The sequence below is a fragment of the Belnapia sp. F-4-1 genome, assembly GCF_000802185.1.
Lineage (GTDB): Bacteria > Pseudomonadota > Alphaproteobacteria > Acetobacterales > Acetobacteraceae > Belnapia.
Genome location: NZ_KN676113.1, coordinates 4,531,311 through 4,550,490, shown reverse-complemented (window position 1 = coordinate 4,550,490; position 19,180 = coordinate 4,531,311). Strand labels below are relative to the sequence as shown.

The 19,180-nt window shown below is 70.0% G+C and carries 21 protein-coding genes and 1 pseudogene; 7 read left to right on the top strand and 15 right to left on the bottom strand.

Translation table 11 applies throughout. The features are described 5' to 3' along the window. The first annotated feature begins 41 nt into the window (after positions 1 to 41). Together LH62_RS21460 and LH62_RS21455 are read left to right on the top strand one after the other, a co-directional pair. Entirely contained in the window at positions 42 to 827 is a 786-nt protein-coding gene (locus tag LH62_RS21460; protein WP_043364120.1) for an SDR family NAD(P)-dependent oxidoreductase, read from the top strand. A gap of 11 nt (positions 828 to 838) precedes the next feature. Beyond that, positions 839 to 1,627, top strand: a complete 789-nt coding sequence (locus LH62_RS21455; RefSeq protein WP_043364118.1) for a cyclase family protein — start codon at positions 839 to 841, stop codon at positions 1,625 to 1,627. Here LH62_RS21455 and LH62_RS21450 read toward each other — a convergent pair whose 3' ends face one another. Both LH62_RS21450 and LH62_RS21445 read right to left on the bottom strand, forming a co-directional pair. Beyond that, positions 1,628 to 2,014 carry a RidA family protein gene (locus LH62_RS21450; protein ID WP_043364116.1) on the bottom strand — a complete coding sequence of 129 codons (387 nt, stop codon included), beginning with the start codon at positions 2,012 to 2,014 and terminating at the stop codon, positions 1,628 to 1,630. 4 nt (positions 2,015 to 2,018) lie between these two features. After that, entirely contained in the window at positions 2,019 to 2,996 is a 978-nt protein-coding gene (locus tag LH62_RS21445; RefSeq protein WP_052214775.1) for a tripartite tricarboxylate transporter substrate binding protein, read from the bottom strand. A 237-nt stretch (positions 2,997 to 3,233) separates the two neighbouring features. Here LH62_RS21445 and LH62_RS21440 point away from each other — a divergent pair, with 237 nt between their 5' ends. Then, the gene (locus LH62_RS21440; RefSeq protein WP_043364114.1) at positions 3,234 to 4,436 is read left to right on the top strand and encodes a Zn-dependent hydrolase; all 1,203 of its coding nucleotides are present in this window, start codon (positions 3,234 to 3,236) and stop codon (positions 4,434 to 4,436) included. Here the strand turns inward: LH62_RS21440 and hpxZ are convergent. The 8 genes from hpxZ to LH62_RS21400 all read right to left on the bottom strand — a co-directional run bounded on the left by hpxZ (position 4,433) and on the right by LH62_RS21400 (position 11,517). Further along, positions 4,433 to 4,804, bottom strand: a complete 372-nt coding sequence (hpxZ, locus tag LH62_RS21435) for an oxalurate catabolism protein HpxZ (protein ID WP_043364111.1) — start codon at positions 4,802 to 4,804, stop codon at positions 4,433 to 4,435. The two genes, LH62_RS21440 and hpxZ, sit on opposite strands and share 4 nt — an antisense overlap. After that, positions 4,804 to 6,582 (bottom strand): allophanate hydrolase, encoded by a 1,779-nt coding sequence (gene atzF, locus LH62_RS21430; RefSeq protein ID WP_201445563.1) that lies wholly within the window; start codon positions 6,580 to 6,582, stop codon positions 4,804 to 4,806. The genes hpxZ and atzF overlap by 1 nt, the downstream gene beginning before the upstream one ends. Further along, positions 6,582 to 7,424: an alpha/beta hydrolase gene (locus tag LH62_RS21425; RefSeq protein ID WP_052214774.1), complete on the bottom strand. Its 843-nt coding sequence runs from the start codon at positions 7,422 to 7,424 to the stop codon at positions 6,582 to 6,584. The genes atzF and LH62_RS21425 overlap by 1 nt, the downstream gene beginning before the upstream one ends. 11 nt (positions 7,425 to 7,435) lie before the next feature. Then, positions 7,436 to 8,227, bottom strand: a complete 792-nt coding sequence (locus LH62_RS21420; protein ID WP_052214773.1) for an ABC transporter ATP-binding protein — start codon at positions 8,225 to 8,227, stop codon at positions 7,436 to 7,438. Then, positions 8,220 to 9,020 (bottom strand): ABC transporter permease, encoded by an 801-nt coding sequence (locus tag LH62_RS21415; RefSeq protein WP_082012712.1) that lies wholly within the window; start codon positions 9,018 to 9,020, stop codon positions 8,220 to 8,222. The genes LH62_RS21420 and LH62_RS21415 overlap by 8 nt, the downstream gene beginning before the upstream one ends. Further along, entirely contained in the window at positions 9,017 to 9,964 is a 948-nt protein-coding gene (locus tag LH62_RS21410; RefSeq protein WP_043364106.1) for an ABC transporter substrate-binding protein, read from the bottom strand. Before LH62_RS21410 ends, LH62_RS21415 begins: the two co-directional genes overlap by 4 nt. A gap of 117 nt (positions 9,965 to 10,081) precedes the next feature. Beyond that, positions 10,082 to 11,059 (bottom strand): D-2-hydroxyacid dehydrogenase family protein, encoded by a 978-nt coding sequence (locus LH62_RS21405; protein ID WP_043364104.1) that lies wholly within the window; start codon positions 11,057 to 11,059, stop codon positions 10,082 to 10,084. After that, entirely contained in the window at positions 11,059 to 11,517 is a 459-nt protein-coding gene (locus LH62_RS21400; RefSeq protein WP_052214771.1) for a thioesterase family protein, read from the bottom strand. Before LH62_RS21400 ends, LH62_RS21405 begins: the two co-directional genes overlap by 1 nt. Before the next feature lie 202 nt (positions 11,518 to 11,719). Here LH62_RS21400 and minC point away from each other — a divergent pair, with 202 nt between their 5' ends. Genes minC through minE form a run of 3 tightly spaced genes read left to right on the top strand, consistent with a single transcriptional unit; the run spans position 11,720 to position 13,614 of the window. Further along, on the top strand, positions 11,720 to 12,469 hold the full coding sequence (gene minC / locus LH62_RS21395; RefSeq protein ID WP_043364102.1) for a septum site-determining protein MinC: 750 nt from the start codon (positions 11,720 to 11,722) through the stop codon (positions 12,467 to 12,469). Positions 12,470 to 12,502: 33 nt separating this feature from the next. Next, entirely contained in the window at positions 12,503 to 13,324 is an 822-nt protein-coding gene (minD, locus tag LH62_RS21390) for a septum site-determining protein MinD (protein ID WP_043364100.1), read from the top strand. Next, on the top strand, positions 13,324 to 13,614 hold the full coding sequence (gene minE, locus LH62_RS21385) for a cell division topological specificity factor MinE (RefSeq protein ID WP_043364098.1): 291 nt from the start codon (positions 13,324 to 13,326) through the stop codon (positions 13,612 to 13,614). Before minD ends, minE begins: the two co-directional genes overlap by 1 nt. A gap of 19 nt (positions 13,615 to 13,633) precedes the next feature. On the opposite strand, the gene LH62_RS32130 is transcribed toward minE, so the two are convergent. Together LH62_RS32130 and LH62_RS32770 are read right to left on the bottom strand one after the other, a co-directional pair. Beyond that, positions 13,634 to 13,930, bottom strand: a complete 297-nt coding sequence (locus LH62_RS32130; RefSeq protein ID WP_236552602.1) for a hypothetical protein — start codon at positions 13,928 to 13,930, stop codon at positions 13,634 to 13,636. A gap of 31 nt (positions 13,931 to 13,961) precedes the next feature. Continuing rightward, positions 13,962 to 14,342, bottom strand: a pseudogene (locus LH62_RS32770) (FkbM family methyltransferase); the annotation flags it as partial. A gap of 367 nt (positions 14,343 to 14,709) precedes the next feature. On the opposite strand from LH62_RS32770, the gene LH62_RS21375 reads away from it, so the two are divergent. Then, positions 14,710 to 15,753, top strand: coding sequence for a serine hydrolase (locus tag LH62_RS21375; RefSeq protein WP_052214770.1), 1,044 nt, complete (start codon positions 14,710 to 14,712; stop codon positions 15,751 to 15,753). A gap of 84 nt (positions 15,754 to 15,837) precedes the next feature. On the opposite strand, the gene LH62_RS21370 is transcribed toward LH62_RS21375, so the two are convergent. From LH62_RS21370 to LH62_RS21360, 3 genes are read right to left on the bottom strand one after another with little or no spacing between them, the layout of a single operon-like run. Continuing rightward, entirely contained in the window at positions 15,838 to 16,269 is a 432-nt protein-coding gene (locus tag LH62_RS21370) for a DoxX family protein (protein WP_043364094.1), read from the bottom strand. 57 nt (positions 16,270 to 16,326) lie between these two features. Next, positions 16,327 to 17,862 (bottom strand): SpoVR family protein, encoded by a 1,536-nt coding sequence (locus LH62_RS21365; protein ID WP_043364092.1) that lies wholly within the window; start codon positions 17,860 to 17,862, stop codon positions 16,327 to 16,329. After that, complete coding sequence (locus LH62_RS21360; protein ID WP_043364089.1) at positions 17,859 to 19,163, bottom strand: YeaH/YhbH family protein; 1,305 nt, start codon at positions 19,161 to 19,163, stop codon at positions 17,859 to 17,861. The genes LH62_RS21365 and LH62_RS21360 overlap by 4 nt, the downstream gene beginning before the upstream one ends. Between the last annotated feature and the right edge of the window lie 17 nt (positions 19,164 to 19,180).

Genomic DNA, 19,180 nt, shown 5'->3' with positions numbered 1-19,180 from the left:
GGGTGCAACCTGCCGACCCTATCCCTGGGAGGAAATCCAGCATGGCCTACGCGCCCTTCGACCTGACAGGCAAGGTGGCGCTCGTCACCGGCGGCAATGGCGGCATCGGCCTCGGCCTGGCCGAAGCGCTGGCCCAGGCCGGCGCCGACATCGCCATCTGGGGCACCAACGAGGCGAAGAACGAGGCCGCCAGCGCCCGCCTCGCCGCTACCGGCCGCCGCATCCTGGCGCTGCGCTGCGATGTCGGCGAGGAAGCCGAGGTCGAGGCCGCCTTCGCCGAAACCCTGGCGCAGCTCGGCCGCGTCGATGGCTGCTTCGCCAATGCCGGCATCTCCGGCGGGCGCTCCGGCCCCTTCGTCGAGCGTACGAAGGAACAATGGGATCGCGTGCTGCGCGTCAACCTCACCGGTGCCTTCCTCACCTTCCGCGCTGCCGTCCGGCACATGCGCGCCCGCGGCGAGTCCGGCGACAAGGGCGGCGTCCTCGTCGGCACCGCCTCGCTCGCCGCGATCGAGGGCGCGGCCCGCAACGAGCATTATGGCGCGTCCAAAGGCGGCATGGTGTCGATGATCCGTGCCCTCGCGGTTGAGCAGGCCCGCCACGGCATCCGGGCACACGCCATCCTTCCCGGCTGGATCGAGACGGAGATGACCGCCCGCTCCGTCGCCGACCCGAAATTCGCCGGCAACGTCCTGCCCCGCGTCCCGATGCGCCGCTGGGGTACGGGCGAGGATTTCGGCGGCATCGGCGTCTACCTGATGAGCGCCGCCAGCGCCTTTCACACCGGCGACAGCTTCGTCATCGACGGCGGCTATTCGCTTTTCTAGGGAGCACCAGCATGGCCCGCCGCTTCATCGACATCTCCGTGCCCCTCAAGGCCGGTATCCGCTCGGACCCGCCGGAGATGCTGCCGAAGATCGACTATGTCGACCACCACATGTCCGCCCCGCGCATGGCGGCCTATATGGGCGTCCCCGTCTCCGCCCTGCCTAACGGCGAGTATGCCGCCGTCGAGCGCGTCGAGATCAGCACCCATAACGGCACCCATCTCGACGCGCCCTATCACTACTTCTCCCGCATGAACGAGCGCGTCGTCCCAGGCGGCGAGCCCTCCTGGCGGATCGACGAGGTGCCGCTGGAGTGGTGCTTCAACCCGGCCGTGAAGCTCGACTTCCGCCACATGGAGGACGGCTATGTCGTCCAGCCCGGCGATGTCGAGGCGGAGCTGAAGCGCATCGGCCATGAGCTGCGACCGCTCGAGATCGTCGTCGTCAACACCGCCGCCGGCACCCGCTATGGCGAGGATGACTACATCGACCGCGGCTGCGGCATGGGCAAGGCGGCGACGCTCTGGCTGCTGGAGCAGGGCGTGCGCCTGGTCGGCACGGATGCCTGGTCCTGGGACGCCCCCTTCAGCCACACGAAGCGCAAGATCGCCGAGGGCGGCGACCCTTCGCTGATCTGGGAAGGCCACCGCGCCGGCCGCGAGATCGGTTACTCGCATCTCGAGAAGCTGCACAACCTCGAAGCCCTGCCGGCGGACGGCTTCCAGGTCGTCTGCTTCCCGGTGAAGGTCCATCGCGGCTCCGCCGGCTGGACGCGGGCGGTGGCGATCATCGACGACTAGCTAGAGAACGGCGATGCACTCGATCTCCAGCAGGAAATTGGGCCGCGGCAGCGAGTAGACGATGGCCGTGGTCCGCGCCGGGTATTTTCCCTCGGGGAAGTGCGCGGCGTAGATCCGGTTCATCTCGGCGAAGTCCTCGCGCCGCGTCAGCAGCACATTGACCTTCGCCACCCGGTCCCATCCCGCGCCCGCCGCGGCCAGGATGCCGGTGATGTTCGCCATGGTTTGCGTCATCTGCGCCGTGAAGTCGCCGACCGCCAGCGTCCCATCCGCCGCATAGGCCGGGATGCCGGAAACGAAGAGCAGGTTGCCGACCTTCACCGCCGGCGAGAGCGGTGCCGGGACCTCGTGCTGCCCCTCGGGAAAGATGTGCTCGAGCGGTTCCATCCCCTTACTCCACCTTGATTCCGTTGGCGCGGATCACCTCCGCATAGGTCTTCGTATAACGCAGGATCTCCTCGCCGAATTGCGCGCCGGGCCGGGCCAGCACGCTGAAGCCCAGCTCCTCCAGCCGCCCCTTCACCTCCGGCCGGTTCAGCGCCTCGATCCAGGCGGCCTCCAGCCGCGCCCGCGCCGGTGCCGGCACGTCGGCGCGCAGGATCAGCCCGAACCAGCTGTCGGAGAGCACCAGCGGGAAGCCGAGCTCCGCCATCGTCGGCACCTCCGGCAGTTCCTTGACCCGCGCTTCGGCCGAGATGGCGATGGCCCGCATCTGCCCGAGCTGCGCCGGCTGGATCACGTCGGGCAGGTTGGCGAACATGAATTGCAGCCGGTTGCCGATCAGGTCCGTCGTTGCCTGCGGGGCGCCATTGTAGGGCACATGCGTCGCGTTGAGCTTCGCCGCCTCGCGGAATTGCCCGCCGCCGAGATGGTTCGAGGTGCCGATGCCGTAGGAGCCGAAGGCGAGGCCCGCCCCGGGCTTCCGCCCCGCCTCAAGGAAGCCGGCGAAATCCCGCGCGACGGAAGGGTGCACCACCAGCACATGCGGCACGACCGTCGCCATCACCAGCGGCGCGAAATCGGTCAGCGGCTTGTAGGGCATGCTCGGCCGCAGCGTGACGTTCGCCGCGAAGCTGTTGGCAATCATGATCATGCTGTGGCCATCGGGGGCGGAGCGCGCCACCTCCTGCGTGCCGATCACCGTCGCCCCGCCCGGCCGGTGCTCGATCACCACCGGCTGGCCGAGGGATTGGGTCAGCAGGTTCTGCACGATCCGCACCACCGGGTCCATCGTCCCGCCGGGCGTGAACGGAATGATCACTCGCACCGGCTGGCTCGGCGCCCAGCCCTGGGCCCGCGCCGGCGCGAGGGCCGGGGCGGCGAGCAGCGCGGCCAGCGCGGCGCGGCGCGTCAGGGCGAAGGCGGTCATCGGTGGTTCTCCTGCGGCAGGGGGCCGATGGTTGCGGCTGCCCCCGACCTGGGCAAGGCCGCGGCAGCGGGAAATCGGCACCCTGAGACAGCGCCTGCCCAAGCGGCAGGCAGACGCCACGCCGCACCGCCACCCGCATGGCCGATGCCGTCGCCGCGGGCCAACTCGGCGCGTCGCCGCCCGGTTGCGCGCCTCCGGATCCGGCGCCAGCATGCCGCGCCGCAACGGGGGACCACCATGCCGCAGATCGACGCCGACCGCTTCCTCCGCGACCTCAACGAGCTGCGCAGGATCGGCGCCTACAAGACCGGCGTCCACCGCCCGACCTACTCCCCCGAGGACATGGAAAGCCGCCGCTGGCTGATGGAGCGCATGGCGGAGGTCGGGCTGGAGCCGAGCATCGACGGCATCGGCAATGTCTATGGCCGCCACCGCGGCCCGGGGCCCCACCTCCTCGCCGGCAGCCATATCGAGAGCCAGAACCAGGCCGGCTGGCTCGACGGCGCGCTCGGCGTCATGGCCGCCCTCGCGCTCGCCCGCGCCGGTCTGCCCGTCGACGTCGCCGCCTTCGCCGATGAGGAGGGGCATTTCGAGGGCGGTTTCCTCGGCAGCAAGTCCATCATCGGCGCGCTGCCGGAGGAGGAGATCGACCGCAGCCGCAGCCGCAACGACGGCACGCCGCTGCGCGAGGCGCTGGCCGCCGCCGGCCTTGCGGGCAAGCCGCGGATGCAGCTGGAGCCCGGCCGCCACAAGGGCTTCTTCGAGATGCATATCGAGCAGGGCACGCAGCTCGAGAAGGCTGGCTTCCGCGCCGGCGTCGTCACCGGCATCGTCGCCATCTGGCAGTGGCGCATCACCATCGAAGGCATGCAGGACCATGCTGGCGGCACGACGATGGTTGAGCGCCGCGATGCCGGCCTCGCCGCCGTCCGCCTGCTCGCCATGATCGACGGGGAGATGCCGAAGGCCTGCGGCGAGCGCAGCACCTGGACCACCGGCCGCATCGCGGTCGAGCCTGGCGCGCCAAGCATCATCCCCGGCCGCGCCGACATCCTCTTCCAGTTCCGCGACATCGACGTGGCGACGCTTGATCGCATGGAGGCCTGCCTCCGCGCCTGCGTGCAGGAAAGCAACCGCCGCGAGCGCTGCACCGCGACGCTGGTCAATGTCAGCAAGTCGCTCCCCGCCCCCTGCGACACCGCGATGATGGCCGCCCTCGATGCCGCCGCGGAGCGCCACGCCCCCGGCCTCTGGCAGCGCATGCCGAGCGGGGCCGGGCACGACGCGCAATACATCGCCCGCGTCATGCCCGTCTCGATGCTCTTCACTCCCTCCATCGGCGGCATCAGCCACCATTGGGCCGAGGACACCAAGGAGGAGGATTTGGCGCTCTGCTGCCAGATCCTCGCCGATGCGGCGGAGACCTACCTCAAGGGCTAACCCATCAGCGAGACATGGGCGGCGACGATACGCCAGCCCTCATCAGGGAAGCGCACCCAGCTCTGGCTCTGCCGCCCGCGCTTCCCCGCACGCACGAACTCGGTGTTGGCCACGGCGAAGTCGCGCCCGAAGGTGGTGATCACGGTATTCTCCAGCTCCCGCGCCAGCCCGACCGGCGAGCGCGTGCTGCGAAAGGCCGCGATCGCCTCCCAGCCATAGAGGCATTCCGCCGGCCCATAGCGCAGCGTCCGAGCATCCCGCCGGAACAGCGCCTGCAGCACCGGCACGTCATTGGTGACGAGCGCCCTCTCATACTCGGCGAAGGCCGCCCGCATCTCGGCTAGCACCTCCGGAAGATCGACCTCCATCACGCCCGCTCCTTCGATGCCAGATAAGCCCGCCATCCACCCGTCGCCGAGATATCCGGCATCCCCACGACGCCCGCCGCCTCGCAGAGGAAGCCGAGCGGCCGCGACCCGTCCGCCATCTCCACCCGTCCGAAGCCGAGCGGCGGCGGAATCTCCGCGAGGAACGGCCCGACGGAAGCGGCCGGCACCGCCCAGACCTCGCCCGCCACCGCGACGCCACCCTCGCCGACCCGCACCATCCCCGGCCTGCCGCCGAGATCGTGCAGCCGATAGACCGCCGCCGTCCGCGCCTCGCCGAGGAACCGCCCGCCATGCCGCACCACCGGCGGATTGAGCGGCAGTCCCGCCATATGCGCCCCGATCGCCAGCAGCGGCAGTTCGTCGGCGGCAAGGGCAGGGGGCTCCGGCGCCGCCGGCACCACGCCGCCCAGCGCCCCCAGCCCGACCCCGGCGCCGGCATGCAGCCCCGCCCCCAGCCCCGCCAGCCTTGCCTCGGAAAAGGCCGGCCCCACCAGCGTCGCGCCGAAGGGCCGCCCATCGCCGCGGAATCCCGCCGGCACCGCCAGCGCCGCCAGGTCGCAGATATTGACGAAGTTGGTATAGGTCCCGAGCCGGCTATTCGCCGCCACCGGCTCGGCGGCAAGATCGGCAAGCGTCGGCACCCCAGGCGCCGTCGGCAGCACCAGCGCATCCACACTGGCAAAGAGCACCTGCGCCCGCCGCCGCGCCTCCGCCGCCGCATGGAAGTCGTCCCAGGCATCGATGGTGAGCTTGCCAAGCCCCGCCTCCAGGATGCCCCGCGTCACCGGATGCACGCTCCCCAGCCGCTCGGCGAGGAAGCCCCGCAGCGCCGCCGTCCGCTCCGCCACCCAGGCACCGTCATAGAGCCGCTGCGCGATGGCCAGGAAAGGCGCGATATCCACCCGCTCCACCGGCCCGAGCCGCGCCAGCGCCGCCTCATAGAGCGCCGCATCATCCGCCGTGTCGAAAACCAGCTGCCCCGGCAGCGGCGCCGCCAGCCGCCAATGGAGCTGCCCCGCCGGCGCCGCCTGCCAGCCGGCCGGGGCAGGGCGCCCATACCGATCCCCCCCCGCCACCCCCGCCATCACCTCCAGCACGGCAGAGGCATCCGCGACGGTCAGCGCGAAGACGGACACGCAATCGAGCGACCGGCAAGCCGGCACCACTCCTGCGGTCGGCACCAGCCCGAGGCTCGGCTTCAACCCGACGATGTTGCAGGCCATGGCCGGCACTCGCCCCGACCCCGCCGTATCCGTCCCCAGCGAGAAGGCCGCGATTCCCGCCGCCACCGCCGCCGCCGAGCCGGAGGAGGAACCTCCCGGGATACACTCCGGCACCACCGGGTTGCGCGGCGTGCCATGCGGGCTCCGCGTGCCGTTCAGCCCCGTGGCGAATTGGTCGAGATTGACCTTCCCCAGCAGCACCGCCCCCGCCGCCAGCAGCCGCGCGACCGCCGGCGCGTCCGCCGCCGGCGTATAGGCATAGTCCGGGCAGGCCGCCGTCGTCGGCAGCCCCGCGCAATCGATATTGTCCTTCACCACGAAGGGCAGGCCGAAGAGCGGCCGCCCGCGAGGCCCCTCCGCCGCCAGCGCCCTGGCCCGCGCCAGCACCGCCTCCTCCGGCACCCGCGTCAGGAACAGCGCCGGGTCGTCCCAGGCCGCGATCCGCGCGAGCGCCGCCTCCGCCACCGCCATCGGGCTGCCGCCCCGGGCGAAGAACTCGCCGAGCGCCGCGAAGGTGAAAGCCGCCGGCACCATCAGCCGAACCTCAACAGCTCGTCCGCCGCGCGCAGCAGCTCGCCATCCGGCGCCTTCAGCGCCTCGAGGATGCGGAAATGGTCCGCCCCGCTCACCGGGATCAGCGCCCCCGGCGCATGCGCCTCGGCCCTGAGCCCGTGGAAATGCCGCGACTGCCGCATGAGCTCCGGCAGCTCCGCGCTGCCATAGGCAATGGCGAGCGGCTTCTGCACCACCGGCAGCCGCATCGGCGAGAGCGTGGCGAGTTCCGCCTCGGTCAGATGCAGCTTCTCATCGAGATCGGTATCCCGGATCGGCGCCAGCTCGAAGATGCCCGAGATGGCGAGCCCCGCCGCCACGAGCGGATGGTCGAGCGCCATCGCCGTCAGGTGCCCACCCGCCGACCAGCCGGAGACCACGACCTTCCCCGCGATCCCATGCTCCTTCCCATGCGCGGCGAGCCAATCGAGCGCCGCCTTGATCTCGCCTACGATCTGCGTCAGCGAGGCCTCCGGCCCCAGCGTGTAGCCCGGCAGCGCCGCCGACCAGCCGCGCTCCAGCGCCCCCGCCATGAAGGCACAGAAATCCTCCCGCCGGTTCCGCTGCCAGTAGCCGCCATGGATGAAGACGAGGCAGGGCGCCGCAGGGTCCTTCGCCGGGAACAGGTCCCAGGCCGTCCGCTCCGTCGCCCCGTAGCGCAGGTCGAGATGCCCAGGCCTCGCCGCGCGGAACGGCGCCGCCTCGGCATTCCGTGCCGCGATCAGCGCCGGGCTGTCCGTCACCGCCGTGCTGTTGTCATAGGCCGCGCTGCGCTCGGCCTTGCTGGCGCCGGCCCAGAAGGACGGCAACGGGTCATAGGTCATGGCGGAAACCCCTAGTGATGGCTGCCGAGCAGCCCCGAAAGATGCCGCCGCAGCGCGTTGAACTCCACCCCCGTCGGGTCGCGCGGCCGGGGCAGGGCGATGCGCTCGTCGGCGATGATCCGCCCCGGTCCCGGCGACATCACCACCACCCGGTCGGCGAGGATGATCGCCTCCTCGATCGCATGGGTGACGAAGATGATGCTGAGCTTCGCGCGCGCCCAGATCTCCAGCAGCTCCTCCTGCAGCCGCTCCCGCGTCATCGCATCCAACGCGCCGAAGGGCTCGTCCATCAGCACCACCTCGGCATCGTTGGCGAGCACCCGCGCGATGGCGACACGCTGCTTCATCCCCCCCGAGAGCTGGTGCGGATAGGCATCGGCGAAGCGCGTCAGCCCCACCATCTCGACGAAGCGCCTGGCCGTCGCCGCTGCCTCCGCCTTCGGCCGCCCGCGCGCGATGGGGCCGAAGGCGATGTTCTGGCTCACCGTCAGCCAGGGGAAGAGGCCGTAATCCTGGAACACCATCCCCCGGTCCGGCCCCGGCCCGGCGACCGGCTTCCCCCACATCAGCAGCGATCCGGCACTCGCCGTCTCGAACCCCGCGATCATCCGCAGCAGCGTGGATTTCCCGCAGCCCGAGGGCCCGATCAGGCAGATGAACTCGCCCTTGCCGATCCGCAGCGTCGCGTCGGACAGCGCCGTGATCGTCTCCGCCCCGAAGGCGAAGCGCTTGTCGACATGTCGGATGTCGAGGATCGGCAGCACCGTCCCCGCCGCCGCCGGCTTCTCCAGCACCTCACCCATGTTGCGGACTCCAGCGCAGCAGCCGCCGCCCGAGCAGCTGCACGGCGCGGTCGGAGAGGAACCCCAGCACCCCGATCGTCACCATCCCCGAGATGACGATCTCCGTCCGCGAGAGCTGCCGCGCCTCCATGATGATGGCGCCGAGCCCGGTCTGCACCCCGGTCATCTCCCCGACGACGATCACCACCCAGGCAAACCCCAGCCCCAACCTGAGCCCCGTGAAGATGGAGGGGAGGGAGGCCGGCAGCACCACCGTCCAGAACATCGCCTGCCGCCCGACGCCGAGCATCGCCGCCGCCTCGAACAGCCGCCCCTCGACGCTGCGCACCCCGAAGACCGTGTTGAGCAGGATCGGATAGAAGGCGCCGAGGAAGACGAGGAAGAAGGCGCTCCTCGGCCCGATGCCGAAGACGATCATGGCCAGCGGCAGCCAGGCCGTCACCGGGATCGGCCGTAGGATCTGCAAGGACGGGTCGAGCAGGTCCCGCACCACCGCGATGCGCCCGATCAGCATCCCCATCGGCAGGGCCACGAGAGCGGCGAGCGCGAAGCCGCCATAGACCCGGCTCAGGCTGGCGACGGTATGGGTCCAGAGCGTCGCCGAATAGAGGTCGTCCCACACCCCGCCGAAGGCGAGGTCCCACCACTGCACCGCGACATCGGAGGGCGGCGGGATCAGGTGATAGCCCGGCCCGCTCGTCGCCACATGCCAGGCGAGCAGGCCGAGCACCGGCGCCGCCACCGCCAGCAGCGCCTGGCGCGAGGCGGCGGCGCGCACCGCCAGCGCCGTCATGCCGCCGACTTCGCCAGCTCGTCGGAGAATTGCGGCTGGAAGAAGCTGGCGAAGTCCGGCAGCGCGCGGATTTGCTTCAGGCTCAGCATCTGCTCCGCATAGGTCTTGGCGCGGCTCAGCATCTCCAGCGTCATCTGCCAGTTCAGCTCGACATTCGGCAGGCTGACCTCCAGCGCGTCCCGCCGCATGCCGAGCTTCGCCACCGCCGTCTCGATGGTGACGTCGCGGTTCGCCATGCCGAACTCGCTCGCCTGCCGGTGCACCTTCAGCATCGCCCGCACGAGGTCCGGCCGCTGCGCCACGGTCTCGGGATGCGCGGCGAAGATCATGTTCAGCGAGCCCATCGGCGTCGAATAGGGATACTCGACGATCTTCCCGATGCCCGATGCGATGGAGACGCCCGGCCCCGGCTCCGCCCCGACATAGGCATCGACATCGCCCCGGGCCAGCGCGATCGGCATCTCGGAGAAGGAGACCCGCACCGCCTGCACGTCGCGGATCGTCATCCCCTCCATCCTGAGCCGCTCGAGGATGAAGACCTCCTGCGTCGAGCCCGGCCAGATGCCGACGCGCTTGCCGCGCAGGCCGGCGAGCGTGTCGATGCCGCTCTCCTTCTTCGCCACCACCGCCATGCCGCGGTCGCAGCAGGAGCCGACCACCGCCACCGGCTCCCGCGCCGCCGCGCCGAGGATGCCCGCCGCGATGCCGAAGGCGCCGAAATCGACCGATTTCGTCACGACGGCATTCTTGCCCTCGGTGGGGCTCTCGAAGGGGATGACCTCGATCCGCATCCCCGCCGGCTGGAACCGCTCGTAGAGATAGGGCGCGATGGAATGGATCAGCCGCAGCGCCCCCATCCGCACCGTGACACCCTGCGCGTGCAGGGCAGGCGTGGCGAGGGCGGCGGAGGCGGCGCCAAGCAGCGCGCGGCGGGCGATGGGCATGGAAGCGATCCTCCGGCTAAGGGACGTTTCGCCTGCCCATGCAACGCTCATGCCGCGGCCGTGAGGCGCGTCCGCCCCGCTACGCCCCTCCCGCTGCCGCCGAAAGCGGCACCCCGCTCACCCCGCGCGCAGCTCCCGGATCGGCCGCCCTGCCAGATAGGCCTCCACCGCCTCGACGGCGCCGAGGAAATACTGCGCGTAATTCTCCTCGGTGACGTAGCCGAGATGCGGCGTCAGCACCGTATTGGGCGCCCCCAGCAGCGGATGCCCCGGCGGCAGCGGCTCCCGGTCGAAGACATCGATGCCCGCGCCGGCTATCCGCCCCTCCTGCAAGGCCGCAATCATCGCCTCCTGCTCGATCAGCGGCCCCCGGCTGGTATTGACGATGAAGGCCGAACGCTTCATCCGCCCCAGCTCCTCCGCCCCCACGATCCCCCGCGACCGCTCGGAGAGGATGAGGTGGAGGCTCACCACATCCGCCTCCTCCATCAGCTGCGCCTTGTCGACCAGCCTCGCCCCCGCCGCCTCGGCCTTCTCGGCGGTGAGGTTCTGGCTCCAGGCGACCACCTCCATCCCGAAGGCCTGCCCCACCTTGGCGACCCGGCTGCCGAGATTGCCGAGCCCCATCACGCCCAGCACCTTCCCCTCGAGGGTCGAGCCCACGCTCCCCCCCGGCGCGATCTGCCAGCCGCCCGCGCGCAGCGAGGCCTGCTGCTCCGGGATGCGCCGTAGCAGCGAGAGGATCAGCCCCCAGGTGAGGTCGACCGTCGGATGGCCGAAGCTTGGCGTCCCGCAGACCGTCACCCCCCGCTCGGCGGCCGCCTCCAGATCGACGCTCCGGTTCCGCGCGCCCGTGGTGATGAGCAGCCGCAGGTTCGGCAGCCGCTCCAGCAGCGCCCGTGGGAAGGGCGTGCGCTCCCTCATGATGAGGATGGCGTCGAAGGGCAGGAGGCGCGTCACCAGCGCCTCTGGATCGGTGACGGTGTCGCGGAACACCTCGATAGTCAGCCCCTCCGGCAGACGGTCCCAGGGCCCGCGCGTCAGCGCCACGCCCTGGTAGTCGTCGAGGATGGCAAGTCGGCTCAATTCGGGCATCAGGCGTCTCCTGCAGGGGTTGGCATCAGCAGTCGCGTCGCCGCCTCGCGCAGCCGGGCGGGGAGGGGCACGCTCCGCCCCTGCTCCGCCCTCGCCACATAGACATGGATGAAATGCGCCTCGGCGCTCGCCTGCTCTTCATCGTTGCGGAAGATGCCGATCTCGTAGCGGATCGAGCTGGTACCGAGCCGCCCGCACCGCACCCCGCAGGTCACGGAATCGGGGAAGGCGATCGGCGCGAAGTAGCGGCAGCCGGTATCCACCACCAGCCCGACCTCGCTGCTGGCCTTCAGGTCGAGCACCCCTTGCGCGATCAGGAACTGCGCCACCGCCGTATCGACCCAGCTGTAATAGGTGACGTTATTCACATGGCCATAGACGTCGTTGTCCATCCAGCGGGTTGGGATGGCGGTGAACCAGCGGTAGTCGGCGCGGGTGCCGATGGGCGGCCGGCTCACGCCGCGGCCCCGCCGAGTCGGCAGGCATCGATGAAGGCAGAAGGCGGCACGTCACGCTCCCGGGTTGCCCCGGCATTATGAACCGGCCAGCCGCGACGCCAATCCGTGATGCTTCGGCGTATTCGGGCTTCGCCCCTCGCCGCCGCGCCGCTATAGACATGAGGACCGCAACCTCCACGCCGCAGCCAGGTCCGAGAGCGCCTTGAGCAGCCAGACGCTTCCAGAAGCCTTCCGCCTCCGGGCCGGCAATTTCAACCTGCTCGTCCTGCGCCTGCTGGACCCGCGGCCGGAAGCCGTGCTGCCCGCACTCGGCGACCAGTTCCGCCGCGCCCCCGGCTTCCTCCGCTTCGCCCCCATCGTCATCGGCCTCGCCGATCTCGAGGCGGCGCCGGAGGAGGTGAATTTCCGCGGCCTCGTCGAGGGGCTGCACAAGCTGGAGATCGTGCCCATCGGCACCTCCGGCGGCAGCCAGGCGATGAAGCAGGCCGCGCAACATGCAGGCCTCCCCCCGCTCCGCGCCGTCGGTGGCGCCGAAACGGAGCCCGCTGCCCCGCCGCCCGAGGCCGCCGTGCCGCCGGCCGCGGTCGAAGCCGCCCCGCGCCCCGATTTCTCCGGATCCGGCCGCGCCGCCATGCTGGTGACCGAGCCAGTCCGCTCCGGCCAGCGAATCTACGCCCAGGGAGCGGACCTCATCGTCACCGCGACCGTCAATCCCGGCGCGGAGATAATTGCCGACGGCAACATACATGTATACGGAGCACTCCGCGGCCGCGCCGTCGCCGGCGCCGCGGACGATGCGACGGCGCGGATCTTCGCGCTGAATTTCGACCCGGAACTCGTCGCCATCGCCGGCTTCTACGCGGTGCGCGAGGGGCTCGGCGACGCGCCCATCGGCAAGCCGACGCAGGTGCGGCTCGAGGGCGAGGAGATGCGGTTCGCGCCGCTCGGGTGATGGGATGACTATGGGGATGAGGGGGATGCGTCCATGGCGCAAGTGATCGTTGTCACCTCCGGCAAGGGAGGCGTCGGCAAGACCACGACCAGCGCCGCCTTCGCCACCGGCCTCGCGCAACGGGGCAAGAAGACCGTGGTGATCGATTTCGACGTCGGCCTGCGCAACCTCGACCTCATCATGGGCGTCGAGCGCCGTGTGGTCTTCGACATCGTCAACGTCATCCAGGGCGAAGCGCGCCTCAACCAGGCGCTGATCCGCGACAAGCGCGTTGATACGCTGGCGATTCTGCCCGCCAGCCAGACCCGTGACAAGGACGCGCTCACACGCGAGGGCGTCTCGACCATCATCGAGGAGCTCTCGGCCGACTTCGACTACATCCTCTGCGACAGCCCCGCCGGCATCGAGAAGGGCGCCCTCCTCGCCCTTTACTTCGCCGACCAAGCCATCGTCGTCACCAACCCGGAAGTCTCCTCGGTCCGGGACAGCGACCGCATCCTCGGCGTGCTGCAATCCAAGTCGAAGCGCGCCGAGGAGAAGAAGGACAAGGTGAAGGAGCACCTCCTCGTCACCCGCTACGACCCGAACCGGGTCGAGCGCGGCGAGATGCTGAAGCTCGAGGATGTGCGGGAGATCCTCGCCATCCCCCTGCTCGGCGTCGTCCCCGAGAACGAGAGCGTGCTGAAGGCGTCCAACACCGGCACGCCGGTCATCATGGATACCGAGAGCGTCGCGGGGCAGGCCTACAAGGATGCCGTCGGCCGCTTCCTCGGCGAGGACTTGCCGCACCGCTTCCTGGAGCCGGACAAGAAGCCCGGCCTGTTCCGGCGTCTGTTCGGGGGGAGGGCCGCCTGATGAGCTGGCTCGATTATTTCCGCGCCGCCCGCAAGGAGGAGGCGCCTCCCAGCGCCTCCGCCGCCAAGGAGCGCCTGCAGATCGTGCTCGCCCATGAGCGCATCGGCCGCACGCGGGAGGATTTCCTGCCGAAGCTCCAGCAGGAGCTGGTGGCGGTCGTCGCCCGCTACGTGGCGATCGACCCAGGCAAGGTGAAGCTCGACCTCGACCGCGGCGGCGACATGTCGACGCTTGCCATCGAGATCGAGCTGCCCGCGCCGTCCCCCGGCCGCCAGGCTGCCGCGAGCTGAAACCCTTACGGCACGCCGTTCAGCGTGCCAGGTACAGCATCACATCCCCCCCGCCCATCGCCTCGGCGGGCGTGCAGTCCTGCGCCTCGCCCTGCGCCGTCAGCCGCCGCAGCCGGAACTGCCCCGCAAGCCGCTCCAGGAAATCCGCCGGCGCCGCCGACCGCACCGGGTTGAAGCAGAGCAGCACCTGCACCGCCGGATTGGCCTCGATCACCCCCTGCATTCCGGCGAAGGCTGCCTCCTCCGCCCCGCAAAGGTCGAGCTTCACCACATCCGGCTTCGCCCCGGCATGGCGGTCGAGCGGCCGCGTCGGCACCAACGCCAGCCCCGGCATGGCGGTCGAGCGGCCGCGTCGGCACCAACGCCAGCCCCGGCCCGCGCATCGTGCCCAGCCCGCTCCCCGCCAGATCCTCCGGCAGCAGATGTGCGTTCATCGGGCTGCCTTCCGGCAGGGCGAAGCGCATCACCCGCCCCGCACTCGCCCCGGCCAGCGCCACCTCCTCCACCTGCGCCCGGCCTTCCAGGCCATTGAGCGCTAGGTTCTGCCGCAGAAGCCCCGCCGAGCGCGGATGCGGCTCGAAGGCAAGAACCTTTCCCGCCGGTCCCACCAGCTCCGCCGCCAGCAGGCTGAAATAGCCGTAGCAGGCCCCGCCATCGACGAAGACCTGCCCCGGCTTCAGTCGTTCCGCCAGGAAGCGTGTCGTCCACCACTCCCAGAACCCATCCATGGCGAGGTGCGGCGCATGGGTGAAGTCGCCCGCATCGACCAGCATCTTGTGCCGCCCGAGCGTCCGGCAGAGGAGCGTCTCCCCAGCCATCGGCACTGCCTGCGCCAGGGCGCGCACCGCCGCCTCCGCCGGCCCCGCCGGCCCTGCCAGCCGCTCGACGGGTACCAGCCGCCGCCGCGGCCTCAGCCATTCCGCGACTCGGACGAGAGTGGAGTTCGGTGGGGCGGCAGTCTGGCCCTGCGGCATGCATATCCTCCGGTGGTGCGCCTTGCGCAACGCAGCGCCATGTAAAGGAGATCACGCCGCCGTGGGAACGCGTCTCCCGTCCCCTGGCGCCCTATCCGACAGGGCGTGATACCTTCGCCGCATGCCCACACTTCCTGCCTTCGCCCCCGCCGTCGACTTCGCCCTGTCGCACGAGTCCCCCTGGCCACGGGACATCCGCGCCCACCTCGAGGCGGGCTTCTTCGAGCCGCCGCCGGACAACGCCATCATCGGCCCCGTCGCCCCGCGCGGCGCCCCCAACGGGCTGATCCTCCATCACGGCCGCCGGGTCGCCGAGTGGGGCGACACGCACCGCGTCGACATGACCTTCTCGGTGGCGAAGTCCTACCTCGCCCTGCTCGCCGGCCTCGCCCATGGCGACCGCCTCATCCCCGATCTCGACGCCCCGGTCCGCGACCTCGTCGATGACGGCGGCTTCGACGGCCCGCAGAACGCCCCCATCACCTGGCGCCACATGCTGACCAACACCTCGGAGTGGGAAGGCACGCTGTTCGGCAAGTCCGACCTCATCGACCGCGGCCGCAACCTCGGCGTGGAAGGGCAGGGGAAGAAGGGCCTCGCCCGCCCCCTCCACAAGCCCGGCGAGTACTGGGAATACAACGACGTCCGGGTGAACCGCCTTTCCCTCGCCCTGCTCCGCCTCTTCCGCCGCCCGCTGCCGGAGGTCTTCGCCGAGCGCATCATGCGCCCGATCGGCGCCTCGCAGGACTGGCGCTGGCTCGGTTACGAGACCTCCTGGGTCGAGGTGGAGGGCCGCCGTGTCCAGAGCGTCTCCGGCGGCGGCCACTGGGGCGGCGGCGTCTTTATCCATGCCGAGGACCAAGCGCTGATCGGCCAGCTCACCCTGCAGGATGGGGTCTGGGAGGGCCGGCGCCTGCTGCCGGAGGGCTGGGTCGCCCAATGCACCACACCCTGCGCCCTCAACCCGCATTACGGCCTGCTCTGGTGGCTGAACACCGGCCGTACCCGCTGGCCCTCCGCCGGCCCGCGGAGCTGGTGCTTTTCCGGAGCAGGCGGCAACATCACCTGGGTCGATCCGGGTGCGGGGATCACCGCGGTGCTGCGCTGGGTGGATCAGACGCAGCTGGATGGGTTCATGAAGGCAACTTTGGCCGCCGCTGCTTGAGAGGAGCGCTGCCCCTCTCAAACTCACCCCGCCAAGGGCCGAAGGGCCCTTGGAACCCTCGAGTTCTACATCAGCGCCTTCCGCTCAGGGACGCGGCTGCACCGCGTGCCGCCCCGGGCCGATCCAGGCCAGCAGCAGGAAGCCGCCGCACATCGCCAGATTCTTGAAGAAGCTGAAGATCTGGGCCATCTGCGCCGGTCCCTCGAATTCCCAGAACCGGTGCGCGATGACATTGGTCCCGAGCGTGTAGAGGATCAGTCCGAAGGCGGCCCAGCGCGTCCACAGCCCGAGGATGATGAGCAGCGGGAACACCGTCTCCGCCAGCACCGCCACGATGCCGCCTAGATAGGGCAGCGGCGCCCCCTGCTGCGTCAGCATCCCGACGATGCCGGGCCAGCCGATGATCTTGAAATAGGCGCTGATCGGAAACAGCACGACCATGGCGATGCGCGCGACGAGGAGGACGGCATCGAGATCGCCGCCCCGCGCGGCGCCGGGGCTGGTGTAAGCGGACATGCGGCTCTCCGGCAGTTGTTGCCGCGAAACTAGCGGCCACCTCCCGCCGCCACAACCCTACCGCGGCGGCGACACCGCATGCTCCCGAAGGCTCGCTCCCGTCGCCGGATCAACCTCGCGCAGCAGCACGTCGTAGCTCCAGAGGCTCGCCAGGTGCCGCAGCACCTGCCGCGCCTCCTGCTCCTCCAACAGCCGCCCGTCCTGCACCCGGTGCTCCAGGATCAGCCGCCGGTCGCCGGCGAGGTCCACATCCACCACCTGGATATCCGGGTCCATCCAGGCCGGGTCGTACTGCTTGGCCAGCGCCCGCCGCAGCCGGCGGTAGCCACGCTCGTCATGCATGGCATCGACGCGGAGCACCGGTTGCGCCGCATCGTCCTTCAGGTGGAAGAACTTCATCTTCCGCATCAGGTGCGGGCTGAGGAATTGCAGGATGAAGCTCTCGTCGCGGAACTCGGACCAGCCATAGCGCAAGGTTGGCATCGGGTCCCCGCTGCCGGCGAAATCGGGGAACCACTCCCGGTCTTCCTCGGTCGGCTCGCGGCAGATGCGCTCGATATCCTCCATCATGGCGAAGCCGAGCGCATAGGGATTGATGCCCGAATAGCGCGGATCGTCGAAGTCCGGCTGCATGATGACGCTCGTATGCGAGTGCAGCGCCTCCAGCAGCGCCCCGTCGCTCAGCTGCCCCTCGCGGTGCAGCGTGTTGAGGATGCGATGGTGCACATAGGTCGCGCACCCCTCGTTCATCATCTTGGTCTGCCGCTGCGGGTGGAAGTACTGCGCCACGTTGCGGACGATGCGGATGACCTCACGCTGCCAGGGCGCCAGCCGAGGCGCCGACTTCTCGAGGAAGTAAAGGACGTTCTCCTGCGGCAGCTGCAGCATCGCCCGCCGCCGCTCCACCTCGTCGGCGCCGATCGCTTGGTTCGCCCGCTCCGGCAAGGTGCTCCAGAGGACGTTGTACATCCGCTCGTCATGCGCCCGGCGCTCACGCTCGCGCTGTTCCTCGGAGCGCAGGTCGATGGTCCGGCGGTGATGCCGGTGCACGCCGTAATTCATCAGCGCATGCGCCGAGTCGAGCACCCGCTCGACCGCGATCTCGCCATGCTTGTCCTCGCAATCCGCGATGTAGCCCTTGGCGAATTCGAGGTAGTCGAGGATGCCCTTGGCATCCGTCCACTCGCGGAAGATGCGGTTGTTCTTGAAGAAGTGGTTGTGACCGAAGGCCGCATGCGCGATCACCAGCGCCTGCAGTGTCGCGGTGTTCTCCTCCATCACATAGGAGAGGCAAGGGTCGGAGTTGATGACGATCTCATAGGCGAGGCCCCGCAGCCCCTTGCGGTACAGCGCCTCGTGCTGGGCGAACTGCTTGCCGAATGACCAGTGCCGGTAGAAGAGCGGCAGGCCGGTGCTGGCATAGGCATCCAGCATCTGCTCCGCGCTGATGATCTCGATCCGGTTCGGATAGAAGTCGAGCCCCAGGTCGCGGACCGCCACCTTCTCGCAGGCATCATGGATGCGCATGAGGGTGGAGAAGTCCCAGTCCGCCCCTTCGTAGAGCAGACCGGGCGTCGATACGGGCGCGTTCATGCCTTGGCTTCCTCCAGCAAGCCGCGTTTGGCGAAGAGCTCGCGGAAGACGGGGAAGATGTCCCGCCGGTTGCGCACTTTCTTCATCGCCATCGGCGCGCCGGCGCTGACCAATTGCTCGTAGGTCCGCCACAAATCCGTGGGACCTCGCGGGAAGCCCGGCATGCCATGCTCGCCGTCGCGCCCGACCTCGATATAGGCGTAGTACTGGCAGGCCGGCAGCACCTCGTCGATCAGCAGCCGGGCCGTACGCTGGCTGTCGCCCGCGGCATTGTCGCCATCCGAGGCCTGCGCCGCATAGATGTTCCATTCCGTCGGCGGGTAGCGGTCCGCCACCACCTTCCGCATCTCCTCCAACGCGGTGGACACCAGGGTCCCACCCGTCTCACGGCTGTGGAAGAAGGTCTGCTCGTCCACCTCCGCCGCCTCGTGCGTATGGCGGATGAAGACGATATCCACATGCTTGTAGCGCCGCTGCAGGAAGATATAGAGCAGCGTGTAGAAGCGCTTGGCGAGGTCCTTCATGTCCTCGGTCATGCTGCCCGAGACATCCATCAGGCAGAACATGACGGCCCGCGCCACCGGGCGGGGGACCGGCTCGAAGCGCCGGTAGCGCACGTCGATCGGGTCGATCCAGGGGATGCGCTGGCTGCGCCTGAGCTGGATCGCCAGCTCCGCCTTCAGCTTGGCGACCTGCTCCTCGCTGCCGGGCTGCCCCTCCAGCGCAGCGATCTCCGCCTCCAGCGCCGCCACCGCCTCGGGCTTCGGCCGCTTCAGCGCAATGCGACGCGACAGGCTGTTCCGCATGGTCCGGGCCAGCGACAGGTTCGAGGGCGTCCCCGCCACCGAATACCCCGCCCGGTGCCAGGCCGGATCCGCCCCCTCGACCAGCCTTCGCTTGGCGAGGTCCGGCAGTTCCAAGTCGTCGAGGAAGAGCGAGAGGAACTCCTCCCGCGTGAGGACGAAGCGGAAGGCATCCTCCCCCCCACCCTCGGGGGAGCCCTCGGAGCCACCGCCGCCGCCCCCGCTCGGTGGCCGCTGGATTTCGTCTCCCTCGCGGTACTCCTTGTTCCCCGGCAGCACATGGTCGCGGCTGCCGCCGGAGCCGTGGTGGAAGCTCGGCTCGCGGATGCCATGGAGGGGGATCGAGACCTCCCCCCCCTCGTCGGCGCTGCGGATGTCCCGCTTCGCCGAGGCATCCCGCACCGCCTCCTGCACCAGGGATTTCGCCCGGCGCAGAAAGCGCTGGCGGTTGGGCAGGCTACGGCCGCTTGGGTTCAGGCGGCGATCCAGAATCTGCATCGAGCAGGCGCCTCGCG